This is a genomic window from Ensifer sp. EB106-03-01-XG145 (assembly GCF_058792075.1).
On the sequence record NZ_JBYTEC010000001.1, the window covers coordinates 961,701 to 973,518 of the forward strand.

Sequence of the window (11,818 nt, forward strand, 5' to 3'; positions counted from 1 at the left end):
GTCTCCGGGAGGATTTGTCTTCAGACGAGCGCGCCAGCCTCAGGCGGCGCTGCTCGAATTCGGGATGATGGAACTGGCGGCAGCTTCCGGAACGTGCAGACCACATTCGCGCTTCTCGTCGTTCTCCCACCACCAGCGGCCGGCGCGCTCCGGCTCGCCGGGCTTGATGGCGCGGGTGCAGGGCTCGCAGCCGATCGACGGATAGCCGCGGGCGTGCAGCGGGTTGACCGGAACGGCATTGGCGGCGACGTAAGCACGGATGGTCTCGATGTCCCAGTCCGCCAGCGGGTTGATCTTGATGAGGCCACGTTCGGCATCAGCTTCCGCGAACGGGGTCGATGCGCGATTGCCCGACTGGCCCCGACGCAGGCCGGTGACCCAGAAGGTTGCCCCTTGGAGTGCGCGCGCAAGCGGCTTCAGCTTGCGCACGTCACAACAGGCATGCCGGGCCTCGACGCTCTCGTAGAAGCCGTTGAGGCCATAGCGCGCCGCATAGGCGTCGATGTCGGCCTGTTCCGGATGGTAGCGCTTGATCAGGATCCCGTAGGTTTCTTCGGTTTTTTCGATAAGGGCGACCGTCTCGTTGAACAGGCGCCCGGTCTCCAGTGTCGCGACATTGATGGACAGCTTGTTCTCGCCGATGGCCGCGGTAATCACCTGATCCTCGATACCGAGCGAGGTCGTGAAGACGGCCTGCCCTTCAAGGCTTGCGACAAGCGCCAGCCGACCGGCGAGATCCAGGCCTTCGAGCGTCTCGTTCAGTGCCTTGGCGGTGGTTTCGAGGGATGACGTGGTCATGGCTGCGTCCTGTTCCAACTTGGTCGGAATATCGCAGCCCAATGCGACAATGGACAGAAATAGCGGTTTCTAATGCTGTTTGTTTGGAGCAAATCTGCCTCTCAGAACGAAAGGCAGCGAAAAACCGAATATAGACTAGTAATTTACTAGATTTTATACTGTATGGCTACGACGGCAACCCTTGAAGAGGAGGCGCGAACCTTGCGGGCCCGCGCCTCCTGCCAAGGGGAGAGCCAGACCGTCAGAACGCTGCCCAGCCGGCCTCCTGTGCCTGCGGGGCACTGCGATAGGCCGTGGCGAGTTTGCGGCCCAAGGCGCGTGCGGGCGAAGGGGCAGCAATCTCGCTCGTCACGAGGCGTGGTGCCGCCGCTTGGCCGTTGCCCGTCTTGAAGCGCATCAGCAGATCGTTGAGCGCGCCGGCCTCGCGGGCGAGGCTATGGCTCGCGGCGGTCGATTGCTCCACCATTGCCGCGTTCTGCTGCGTTCCCTGATCGATCGCGTTCACCGCCGTATTGATCTGCTGGATGCCGGCGGCCTGTTCGCGGGCGCTTTCGACGATCGCCGTCACGTGGCTGCTGATCTCCTTGACCTCGGTGATGATGCTTTCGAGCGCCGTGCCGGTTTCGCGCACCAGCGTGACGCCGGATTTGACCTGCTGGCCAGATGTGGCGATCAGCACCTTGATCTCCTTGGCGGCCTGCGCCGAGCGCTGGGCGAGCTCGCGCACCTCCTGGGCGACGACGGCAAAGCCCTTGCCGGCCTCGCCGGCGCGGGCCGCCTCGACGCCGGCATTCAGCGCCAGGAGGTTCGTCTGAAAGGCGATGTCGTCGATGACGCCGATGATGCTGGAGATTTCCCGCGACGAGGCTTCGATGCCACTCATCGCGGTGACGGCGTTGCCGACGATCTCGCCGGACTTCTCTGCTGCACCGCGGGTGCGCGTCACCAAGGTGCCTGCCTCCTCCGCACGCCGGCTGGCATCCGCCACGGTGGTCGCGATCTGGTCCAGTGCAGCCGCCGTTTCCTCGACCGAAGCCGCCTGCTGTTCTGTGCGCTTGGAAAGGTCACCGGCCGCAGAGCGGATTTCGCTGGCGCCGGCATTGATGCTGCGGGCGTTCTCGCCGACTGAGCGCAGCGCATCTTCGAGATTGGTGACGGAGCTGTTGAAGTTCGTGCGTAGCGTGTCGAGCCGTTCGGCAAGCGGCGTGTCGATGCGATAGGTGAGGTCGCCTTCCGCCAGCCGGTCGAGACCGAAGCCGAGCGCATTGACCGCGGTCTGGATCTCGGCAGCTTCCTTGACCTTCTGCGCCTCGCGCTGCTCGCGCTCGCGTTCGGAAAGTGTTCGACCCGCCTCCGCTTCCTGCTCGAGCCGCTGGCGTTCGAGCGCATTGTCGCGGAAGACAGCGACGGCACCCGCCATCTGGCCGATCTCGTCACGGCGGCCTTCGCCGAAGATCGTGGCCTTGAGGTTGCCGGCTGCAAGCTGCCGCATGGCCTCGCACAGCTGCGTCAGCGGCCGAAAGAGACCGGCGGCCACGAACCAGACTGTTGCCCCGAGAAGCGCGATGGCAAAGGCGGCGATCATGACCTGCCAGCGTGTCAGGGTGTCCTTTTCCACCTTGGCCGCCTCCAGCTCCTGGTCGGCTTCCGCGAGCTGGAGCTTGACCAGGGCGCCGATCGGTTCGGCCAGCGGATCGATGGCCGCGTAAAGGCGGCTGTCGATAAACCGGCCGAACTCGGCGATGTCCTGTCGATCGATGATCTCGAGCATGTCCCTGACCGCCTGCTCGCTGCCGACGCGGGCTGCGTCGAAGGTCTTCGCAAGCTTCTTTTCCTCAGGCGTCAGTCTCGTTGCTTCATAGGCGCGCCATTGTTCGTCGATGGTGGCAAGCGCCGCGTTGATCTTCTCCTTGCCGTCAGCCCACCCAAGCGCGCCGCTTCGCATCTTGTGGGTCGTATCGACGATTTCGACGGCGTACATGTCGGCGACGGTATCGAGCTGCGCCACCGGCAACAGCCGGTCGGCGACGATCGATTCGGTGCGCTTGGAGATCGATGTCATCGCATTGAAAGCCGTGACGATCATGACCAGCATGGCGACGGCGAGCAGGGACAAGCACACGAGCAGGCGTGCTTTGATTGTCATGAAAAACGCTCCTCGGTTGCCCGCAAGGCAAATCATCCTCGGCCGGTGACCGCGGACAAGGCCGCATGGTCATCGGGAAGCGAGCTCGCCTTGGCAGGGAGTAATGACGATGATGGGGATGGAGCACGCGTTACTACGCGGCGAAACTGCCCTCATGGCACGTTCGCCCAGCGTTCACTCCGTCTTATCTAGACATAACAACCGGAGATTAAGAATGGCTAAATTTTAAGGTGTTGAACAAAGCTCGCGCAACCCATGGTCATCGCAACCACAGGAGGCGGTTGGCGATGCTCAAGAAGTGTTGAAGACCACATCCTTTCGCAAATCGTTCTTCGGGTTCAAGCTGCCGCCTCTCCGAAACAGGCGAAGGAGCACGCACATGTTGAAAGCCATTTCACGCCGTGGCGTTGCAGCGGGTGTCCTGACGGCGCTTCTGGTCACCGGCGCCTATGCCCATCACGGATGGTCCTGGGCCGAGGCCGACCAAATCGAGCTCAAGGGCATCATCCGCGAAATATCGATGGCGCCGCCGCATCCGACCTTGCAGGTGGAAACGACCGCGGATGGCATGTGGCACGTCGAACTCGGCAATCCCCGGCAGACGGAGCGCTCCGGCTTTGTGGAGGGATCAGCCAAGGCCGGTGACGCCGTCGTCGTTCTCGGCAACCGCTCGCTCGACCCGAACGAAAAGCGCATGAAGGCGGTGCGCATCACGGTCTCCGGCAAGACCTATGACATCTATCCGGAACGCATCCGGGCCGGTGGATGAGTGGGGCGGAGCTTGTCGAATGGATCGCCGGCTGGCCGGTCGGCGCTGCGCTCAGGCGTTCGGCGCTTCTCTATCTCTTGGTCAATGCGGCCCACATTCTCGCGATCGGGCTGCTGATGGGCGCCATCGTGCCGTTGGATTTACGGTTGCTCGGTTTCTTCGGCAACACCTCACTTGAAGTGCTCGGACCGTTTCTGTCGCGTGCGGCGGCAGTTGGCTTAGCATTGGCGATCACCACTGGCTTATGCCTCTTCAGCGTGCGCCCGGCGGCCTATGTCACGAATGCTGCCTTTCTCGCAAAGATCGCTCTGCTGGGGATCGGTGCCGTCAACGCTGTCAGTGTGCATATGGGCGGCGCCTGGCGGGCCGCCGTAAATGGCGGCCCGGTCTCATGGCGTCTTCGCATCCCGGCAGCCGTCTCGCTGACGGTGTGGCCGGCAGCGCTCCTGGCTGGGCGCTGGATCGGCTTTCTCTGATGCTGGTTCTATCGGTCGTTGGCCGTTTTCCACGCGGGGAGGGCTGGCTCCTGCTTGAGCGCTCTGCCGCGCACGAACTGCAGCGTCGCTTCGGCCACCCGTTGCCCGAGATGCGTTGCGGTGGCGAGATCGGATTGCGGCGGCGCAAGATCGGCCCCCTGGTCGACATTCGACTGCGCCCCAGCACCCAGCCAGAAGCCCAGCCGGTTGAGATCGTCAGAAGATCCTGTGGTCGAGTGGTTGGCCGGCGGCAGATCGAGGTTGATCCAGTGCATGCTGTGCTGGGCAGCAAAGAGTGCAAGTTGCATCAGCGTCGCGAGCTTGTCGCCGGAAGCGGTTCCCGAATTGGTGAAGCCAGCGGCAATCTTGTCTTTCCAGAGATAGCCTTTGGCCATCACCGCGTTCGAACTTGCCTCCTGGAAAGATTTGAACGCGGCTGATGGACCCCCGACATAGGTTGGCGTGCCGAAGATGATCGCCTCAGCCGAGAGCAGATCGTTCCACCGGTCCGGTGCTTCGTCGACGGTCAAGAGCAGGCATTGCGTGCCGTCGACCCGCTCGATTCCGGCTTTGACGGCTTCCGCCTGACGTGCGGTGTGGCCGTAGCCGCTGTGATAGATAACGGCGATGCATATGTTGCTCATGGTTTGGTCTCCATTGGTTTTGGGTGATGGATCTGCAGCGCGCGAGCGAAGACGCGCGCCGGCGGCGCGTTGCACGTTGAAGGCAACGCTGGTCAGGATCGGTTGATGGGGCGGTGGGCTCTACAGTGCCGCGCTTCTTATGAGACGCGCAAAGGTCGCTGTAGCACTTTGCCTTGCTGCAAGTTTTTGTCCTTAAATCGGCTACGATTTAAGGAAACATGCAGTAGCGACCGCGTGCGATCGTCAGGACGCAGTCACTGTCGTTCAATGAATGGCGTGACCATCGAACTGCCTCAGCGTCCCCGGGAGATGTTTGAGCTTCTCCGGATTACGCGTGACATAGATGGCGGTGATCCGGTCCTGTTCGATCTCAAGGGCGGTTGTCTGCAGGATCTCGCCGTCTTCGATGGTGATGAAACCGGGTAGCCCGTTGATGAAGTCGTAGCGCACGAGCCGCGACATCGTCTCTGCAAAGATCAGAGCCAGCGACGCGTGGAGTTTCATGACCTTGTCGAAGCCCACGATTGGCCGTCTCGGCGCCACTGTCTTGCCGCCGCCGTCGGCATAGACGATCGCCTCCGTTGCGAGCAGCGACCGAAGCTGCTGCATGTCGCCGCTACGCGAAGCCGCGAAGAAAGCGCAGGCGATTTCGAGGCCCTGTTCCCGGGGCATGACAAAGCGGCGACGAGCGCTGCGGATATTGACGCGGGCGCGGCTGGCAAGTTGACGGCAGGTCGCCGGTTTGCGGCTGAGCGTCTCGCCGATTTCATCGAAGCTGACGCCGAAGACATCGTGCAATAGAAACGCGGCCCGTTCGAGCGGCGACAGGCGCTCCAGCGCCATCATCAGTGGCAAGGTGATGTCGTCGAGGTCGTCGTTTTCCTCGACGACCGGTTCCGGCAGCCATGGTCCGACATAGGTCTCGCGTCGGTGCCGCGCCGACTTCAACTGATCGAGGCAAAGTCGCGTCACGATGCGGCGCAGGAAGGCTGACGAATCCTTGACGGCGGTGCGGTCGGCGTCGAGCCAGCGCAGGAATGCCTCCTGGACGACATCCTCGGCTTCGCTGACCGAACCCAGCATCCGATAGGCGATGCGGATCAGTCGGGGACGCAGCGGCTCGAAGGTCGTTCTGACGTCTTCGTCGGTCATCACGCCCCCCATCGCCGTTCGGGGCAATCGGCTATGGCATGGCCGGCAGGCACGAGGAGCCATGATGGCATTGCCGCTGGAGTAACGGCAAGCAGGTCCAGCCTCGGTGTCATGTTCGTCTCCTTCTTCTCGGGCACTCGAGAAGATAGGACGAGATAGCGTCGGCGAACGTGACATGCCGCAGACATTGCGGCTGTCGAATGCGAGGAAAAAGTGCCGCCTAGAGCATCCCGCTTTCAAGTGGAATCACTGAAAGCGGATAAGATGCTCTAGAATCAAAGTGCTAGAGCGCCGTGCGTTCGTCTGAACGCACGGCGCTCTGGTGCACGCGATCCTTATCGGTCGCTGACCTCCCAGCGCGGGTTGATCCACGGCTCCTGGTTGGAGCGCGCCAGCGGCTGCTTGCCGAGAATGTGGTCGGCTGCCTTCTCGCCGGTCATGATCGACGGGCTGTTGAGGTTGCCGTAGGTCACATGCGGGAAGATCGAGCTGTCGGCGACGCGCAGGCCATCGACGCCGATGACGCGGGTTTCCGGATCGACAACCGCCATCGGATCGTCCTTGGCGCCCATCTTGCAGGTGCCGCAAGGGTGATAGGCGCTTTCCAGGTGCTCGCGCAGAAATTCGTCGATCTGCTCGTCCGACTGCACCTTCTCGCCCGGCTGGATCTCCGGACCGCGATAGTGGTCGAAAGCCTTCTGGCCGAAGATCTCGCGGGTGAGGCGCACGCAGTGGCGGAACTTCTCCCAGTCCTCCGGGTGGCTCATATAATTGAAGCGGATGACAGGATCGGCCATCGGATCGGAGGAGCGCAGCGTGACGTTGCCGCGCGACTTGGAAAGATTGTAGCCGACATGCACCTGGAAGCCGTGCGTGTTGGCGGCCGCCTTGCCGTCGTAGCTGATCGCCACCGGCAGGAAGTGGTACTGGATATCCGGCTGCTTGACGCCGGGTGCGGAGCGCAGGAAGGCGCAGGCCTCGAACTGGTTGGAGATGCCGAGGCCCTTCTTGAAGAACAGCCATTGCGCGCCGGCAACGCCCTGCCAGAACCACGGCAGCCAGGAATAGAGCGACACCGGCTTGGTCGAAATCTGCTGGAAATAGAACTCCATGTGGTCCTGCAGGTTCTGGCCGACGCCGGGCCGGTCGACCTTCACCTCGATACCCATGTCCTTGAGGTGCTGTGCTGGACCAATGCCCGAGAGCATCAGCAGTTTCGGCGAATTGAACGACGAGGCCGAGACGATCACCTCACGGTTCGCCTTGACGATCTCGATCTTGCCGCCGCGCTCGATCTCGACCCCGGTCGCCCGGCCGTTCTCGATGATGATCCGGCGGGCGAAGCAGCGCACGAGCGAGACGTTTTGCCGTTTCATTGCCGGCTTCAGGTAGGCGTTCGCCGCCGACCAGCGCCGTCCCTGCCAGACGGTCTGCTCCATCAGCCCGAAGCCTTCCTGCTTCGAGCCGTTGTAATCGTCGGTGAGCTCGAAGCCGGCCTGTTGGCCCGCTTCGATGAAGGCGTGGAACAGCGGGTTGTGGACCGGGCCGCGCTTGACGTGCAGCGGCCCGTCGGTGCCGCGCCAGCCCGCTTCGCCGCCATGCGAATTTTCCATGCGCTTGAAATAGGGAAGCACGTCCGCATAGGCCCAGCCGCGTGCGCCGAGCTCGTCCCAGCGGTTGTAGTCTTCCGCATGGCCGCGCACATAGACGAGACCGTTGATCGAGGAGGAGCCGCCGATCACCTTGCCCCGCGGCGCGGTGATGCGCCGGTTGTTGAGATTCGGTTCCGGTTCGGAGAGATAGCCCCAGTTGTAGCGCTTCATGCTCATCGGCCAGGCAAGGGCCGCCGGCATCTGGATGAAGGGGCCGATATCCGAGCCGCCATATTCCAGCACCAGCACCGTGTTCTTGCCGTCTTCGGACAAGCGGTAGGCGAGCGCCGAACCGGCGGAGCCGGAGCCGATGATGATGTAATCTGCCTGCATAAGCGTGGTCTTTCTTCTAGCGTCTCGCGTTCGACCTATCTGGCGCTTTCACCCCTCATTCCTGTGCGTGTCACAGGAATCCAGCCAAGCGACGTCTGTCGCTTGAAGACTCTTGTGCGCCACAGACGTGGCGCTGCTGGATCCCCGGAACTCGCTTCGCTCGCCCGAGGATGAGGGAGGTGGAGCCGCCTCTCGATGGAGGCCCCAATTCTCAATACGGCGCTTGTACCGGCCCCATGCCGACATAGACGGTCTTCAATTCGCTGTAGTGGTTGAGCGCGGCGACCGAATTCTCGCGGCCGAAGCCGGACTGCTTCGAGCCGCCGAACGGGATCTCCACCGGGCAAAGGTTGTAGGTGTTGATCCACAGCGTCCCGGCCTCGAGCTGATCGACGACGCGGTGCGCGCGGGTGATGTCGGCGGTGAAGACGCCGGCCGAAAGGCCGAATTCGGTCGCATTGGCCCGCGCGATCACCTCGGCCTCGTCGTCGAAATCGAGCACGCACATGACCGGCCCGAAGATCTCTTCGCGGGCGATCGTCATGTCGTCGGTGACGTCGGCAAAAACCGTCGGCTGGATGTAGGTGCCTTCTGCGTTGACGGCATTCGGAATGCCGCCGCCGGTCAGGAGCCGTGCGCCCTCCGCCTTGCCCTTCTCGATATAGGAAAAGACCTTGTCGCGCTGCGGCATCGATACCATTGGGCCGAGCTGCGTCGCCTCGTCCATCGGGTCGCCGATGACGATCGCCTCGGTGCGGGCCTTCAGCCGGGTGAGGAACTGTTCCTTGATGCCTTTCTGCACGAAAACGCGGGTGCCGTTGGAGCAGACCTGGCCGGTCGAATAGAAATTGCCGAGCATGGCGCCGCCGATGGCGCTTTCGAGATCGGCATCGTCGAAGACGATCAGCGGCGACTTGCCGCCGAGCTCCATGGTGACGTGCTTGAGTTCGGCTGCGGCCGCACCGGCTACCTTCTTGCCTGTCGGCACGGAGCCGGTCAGCGACACCTTGGCGACGTCAGGATGGTTGACGAGCAACGGACCGGTGGTGCGATCCCCCTGGATGACGTTGTAGAGGCCCTTCGGCAGGCCGGCCTCGACCAGGATCTCGGCGATCTTCAGCGCGCCGAGCGGCGTGTTCTCCGACGGCTTGAAGACCATGGCATTGCCGGCGGCAAGCGCCGGCGCACCCTTCCAGCAGGCGATCTGCTGCGGATAGTTCCAGGCGCCGATACCCACGCAGACGCCGAGCGGCACGCGCTTGGTATAGGCAAAATCGCCGCCGAGCGGGATGTAGTCGCCGTTGAGCGCCGTGGCGATGACGCCACCGAAGAATTCGAAACTGTCGGCACCGGACGTCGGATCGGCGACGATCGTCTCTTGGATCGGCTTGCCGGTATCGAGCGTCTCGAGCTCCGAGAGCTCGCGGTTGCGCTCGCGCATGATCTCGGCAGCGCGCTTCAAAATACGGCCACGGGCCGTCGGGCTCATCGCCGCCCATTCCGGTTGAGCGCGCTTGGCGGCTGCAATCGCCTTTTCGACGATCGCCGGCGTTGCCGCATGCAGCCGGGCGATCACTTCGCCGGTCGCCGGATAGATGCTCTCGATGACGGTGCCTTCGATGTCCTCGACATATTCGCCGTCGATGAAGTGCGAGGCTTGCGGTTGGGCTTTCATGTCATTCTCCCCGCGGATAGCGTTTGGATTCCTCGAGATTGTCGAGGTTCATATGGTTGCGCATGTAGCGCTCGGATGCTTTCTGCAGCGGCTGGTGATCCCAGGGGTAGTAGGCACCGTTGCGGAGCGCCTCGTAGACCACCCAGCGCCGCGCCTGGCTTTCGCGCACGGCCGCGTCGAAAGCCTCCATGTCCCAATGGGCGGCGCACATCTCGCGGAAGGCCTGCAGCGTTGCCGCCTGCACCTGCGTTTCCGGATGGGCCGCCAGATTCTTCAGTTCCAGCGGGTCGGCGTCGAGATCGTAGAGCTGATCCGGATCGAGCGCGCAGTGGATGTATTTCCACTTGCCCTCGCGGATGGCGACGAGCGGGGCGTAAGAAGCTTCCGCTGCATATTCCATCAGCACCGGCTCGCTGCGCTCCTCACCTTTGATCATGGGCACGAGACTCATGCCGTCGGTCCACGGCTTCACCTCGTCCATCGAAATACCGGCGAGATCGGCAAGCGTCGGCGTCACGTCGAGATTGGAGGTCGGGGCCAAGTGCAGACCCGGCGTCACACCGGGGCCTGCGACCATCAGCGGCACGCGGGCTGAACCTTCGAAGAAATTCATCTTGAACCACAGGCCGCGCTCGCCGAGCATGTCGCCGTGATCCGAGCAGAAAAGGATCAGCGTGTCGTCGAGCATGCGGGTGCGCGTCAGCGTGTCGATGAGCTCTCCGACCTTCTCGTCGAGATAGGAGATATTGGCGAAGTAGGCCTGGCGCGACCGGCGGATATTGTCTTCCGTCAGGTCGAAATTGACATAGTCGCAGGAATGCATGATGCGCTTGGAATGCGGGTCCTGCTGGTCCTCCGCCAGCATGCCGATCTCGGGCAGCAGATGCTCGCAATCCTCGTAGAGATCCCAGAATTTCTTGCGCGCCACATAGGGGTCGTGCGGGTGGGTGAAGGAGACGGTCAGGCACCAGGGACGGCGTGTCGCGTCGTCGTTTTCGCGCGAGAGCTGATAAAGCTTCTGATTGGCGAGGAAGGCGACCTCGTCGTCATATTCCATCTGGTTGGTGATCTCGGCGACGCCGGCGCCCGTGACAGAGCCGAGATTGTGGTACCACCAGTCGATGCGCTCGCCGGGCTTGCGATAATCGGGCGTCCAGCCGAAATCGGCCGGGTAGATGTCGGTCGTCAGCCGCTCCTCGAAGCCGTGCAGCTGGTCCGGCCCGACGAAATGCATCTTGCCCGACAGAGCCGTGTAGTAGCCGGCGCGGCGCAGATGATGCGCATAGGTCGGGATCGAGGACTGGTACTCGGCAGCGTTGTCGTAGACGCGGGTGCGGCTCGGCAATTGCCCGGCCATGAACGAGGCGCGGGCAGGGGCGCAGAGCGGCGACGAGGTGTAGTTGTTGCGGAAGCGGGCCGAGCGCGCGGCGAGCGCTTTCAGGTTCGGCGCATGCAGGAACGCGGCCGGTCCGTCCGGAAAGAGCTTTCCGTTCAGCTGGTCGACCATGATGATCAGGATGTTCGATCTTGCTGTCATGCGGCCGTTCCCTGGTATTTGAGCCGATCGATGTGCGAGCTGACGTAGTCTTCCGTGAGCGCGATCGATGCTTCGATGCTGATCGGCGCGGAGCGCAGACTCTGGCGGATATAAAGCCCGTCGATCATCGCAGCAGCGCCTTCAGCGATGCGTTCCGCGTCATCGTCGGCACAAAGGGCCTTGAGGCTCGCCATGAGGTTGGAGCGCAGGCGCCGGGCATAGACGACGAGCAGCCGCCGCACCTCCTCAGACCGTTGCGCCTCCGAATAGAAGGCGAGCCATGCGGCAATCGTATCTGGGGCGAACTGGCTTGCCTGGAAGGAGACGCGGATCAAGGCGCTCAGCCTTTCGCGTGGGCCTGCCACCGTGCGAAGCGCCGTCACCGTGTCGTCGCGCAACTGCCGTAGAAGGCTGCGGATCGTCTCGATCAGCAATTGTTCCTTGCTGCCGAAATAGTGGTGGGCAAGGGCAGGGGAGACGCCGGCGTGGCGGGCGATCTCGGACATGGTGACGGTCAGCGTGCCCTGGTCGCCGATCACGCGAAGTGCTGCGTCCACCAGCGCCTTGCGGCGCACTGGCTCCATTCCGACCTTTGGCATCCGTCTCTCCCTTGACGGAGGTCAGTTTATTTTTGAT

General features: G+C 62.9%; 10 protein-coding genes. 2 read left to right on the plus strand and 8 right to left on the minus strand.

Annotated elements, in window-relative coordinates; translation table 11 throughout:
* Positions 1 to 39 precede the first annotated feature (39 nt).
* Both AC3WWH_RS04650 and AC3WWH_RS04655 read right to left on the minus strand, forming a co-directional pair.
* Positions 40 to 798, minus strand: coding sequence for a phosphoadenylyl-sulfate reductase (locus AC3WWH_RS04650; RefSeq protein ID WP_058320350.1), 759 nt, complete (start codon positions 796 to 798; stop codon positions 40 to 42).
* Between the two features lie 241 nt (positions 799 to 1,039).
* On the minus strand, positions 1,040 to 2,944 hold the full coding sequence (locus AC3WWH_RS04655) for a HAMP domain-containing methyl-accepting chemotaxis protein (protein ID WP_057250591.1): 1,905 nt from the start codon (positions 2,942 to 2,944) through the stop codon (positions 1,040 to 1,042).
* Between the two features lie 379 nt (positions 2,945 to 3,323).
* Here AC3WWH_RS04655 and AC3WWH_RS04660 point away from each other — a divergent pair, with 379 nt between their 5' ends.
* Positions 3,324 to 3,713 carry a DUF6152 family protein gene (locus tag AC3WWH_RS04660; RefSeq protein ID WP_057250589.1) on the plus strand — a complete coding sequence of 130 codons (390 nt, stop codon included), beginning with the start codon at positions 3,324 to 3,326 and terminating at the stop codon, positions 3,711 to 3,713.
* Positions 3,710 to 4,189 (plus strand): hypothetical protein, encoded by a 480-nt coding sequence (locus AC3WWH_RS04665; protein ID WP_057250587.1) that lies wholly within the window; start codon positions 3,710 to 3,712, stop codon positions 4,187 to 4,189. The genes AC3WWH_RS04660 and AC3WWH_RS04665 overlap by 4 nt, the downstream gene beginning before the upstream one ends.
* Before the next feature lie 8 nt (positions 4,190 to 4,197).
* Here AC3WWH_RS04665 and AC3WWH_RS04670 read toward each other — a convergent pair whose 3' ends face one another.
* The 6 genes from AC3WWH_RS04670 to betI all read right to left on the minus strand — a co-directional run bounded on the left by AC3WWH_RS04670 (position 4,198) and on the right by betI (position 11,781).
* Entirely contained in the window at positions 4,198 to 4,833 is a 636-nt protein-coding gene (locus AC3WWH_RS04670; protein ID WP_058320349.1) for a flavodoxin family protein, read from the minus strand.
* A gap of 264 nt (positions 4,834 to 5,097) precedes the next feature.
* Entirely contained in the window at positions 5,098 to 5,985 is an 888-nt protein-coding gene (locus tag AC3WWH_RS04675) for a sigma-70 family RNA polymerase sigma factor (protein WP_082640655.1), read from the minus strand.
* Positions 5,986 to 6,320: 335 nt separating this feature from the next.
* On the minus strand, positions 6,321 to 7,970 hold the full coding sequence (gene betA / locus AC3WWH_RS04680) for a choline dehydrogenase (protein WP_057250580.1): 1,650 nt from the start codon (positions 7,968 to 7,970) through the stop codon (positions 6,321 to 6,323).
* Positions 7,971 to 8,181: 211 nt separating this feature from the next.
* Complete coding sequence (gene betB / locus AC3WWH_RS04685; protein ID WP_057250578.1) at positions 8,182 to 9,645, minus strand: betaine-aldehyde dehydrogenase; 1,464 nt, start codon at positions 9,643 to 9,645, stop codon at positions 8,182 to 8,184.
* A 1-nt stretch (position 9,646) separates the two neighbouring features.
* Positions 9,647 to 11,182 (minus strand): choline-sulfatase, encoded by a 1,536-nt coding sequence (gene betC / locus AC3WWH_RS04690; protein WP_057250576.1) that lies wholly within the window; start codon positions 11,180 to 11,182, stop codon positions 9,647 to 9,649.
* Positions 11,179 to 11,781: a transcriptional regulator BetI gene (gene betI, locus AC3WWH_RS04695; RefSeq protein WP_057250573.1), complete on the minus strand. Its 603-nt coding sequence runs from the start codon at positions 11,779 to 11,781 to the stop codon at positions 11,179 to 11,181. The genes betC and betI overlap by 4 nt, the downstream gene beginning before the upstream one ends.
* Positions 11,782 to 11,818: the final 37 nt, after the last annotated feature.

Excerpts from the sequence above, each read along its gene's own strand:
- AC3WWH_RS04650 (WP_058320350.1), bottom strand. The coding sequence starts at position 798 with ATGACCACGTCATCCCTCGAAACCACCGCCAAGGCACTGAACGAGACG.
- AC3WWH_RS04655 (WP_057250591.1), bottom strand. The coding sequence starts at position 2,944 with ATGACAATCAAAGCACGCCTGCTCGTGTGCTTGTCCCTGCTCGCCGTC.
- AC3WWH_RS04660 (WP_057250589.1), top strand. The coding sequence starts at position 3,324 with ATGTTGAAAGCCATTTCACGCCGTGGCGTTGCAGCGGGTGTCCTGACG.
- AC3WWH_RS04665 (WP_057250587.1), top strand. The coding sequence starts at position 3,710 with ATGAGTGGGGCGGAGCTTGTCGAATGGATCGCCGGCTGGCCGGTCGGC.
- AC3WWH_RS04670 (WP_058320349.1), bottom strand. The coding sequence starts at position 4,833 with ATGAGCAACATATGCATCGCCGTTATCTATCACAGCGGCTACGGCCAC.
- AC3WWH_RS04675 (WP_082640655.1), bottom strand. The coding sequence starts at position 5,985 with ATGACCGACGAAGACGTCAGAACGACCTTCGAGCCGCTGCGTCCCCGA.
- betA (WP_057250580.1), bottom strand. The coding sequence starts at position 7,970 with ATGCAGGCAGATTACATCATCATCGGCTCCGGCTCCGCCGGTTCGGCG.
- betB (WP_057250578.1), bottom strand. The coding sequence starts at position 9,645 with ATGAAAGCCCAACCGCAAGCCTCGCACTTCATCGACGGCGAATATGTC.
- betC (WP_057250576.1), bottom strand. The coding sequence starts at position 11,182 with ATGACAGCAAGATCGAACATCCTGATCATCATGGTCGACCAGCTGAAC.
- betI (WP_057250573.1), bottom strand. The coding sequence starts at position 11,781 with ATGCCAAAGGTCGGAATGGAGCCAGTGCGCCGCAAGGCGCTGGTGGAC.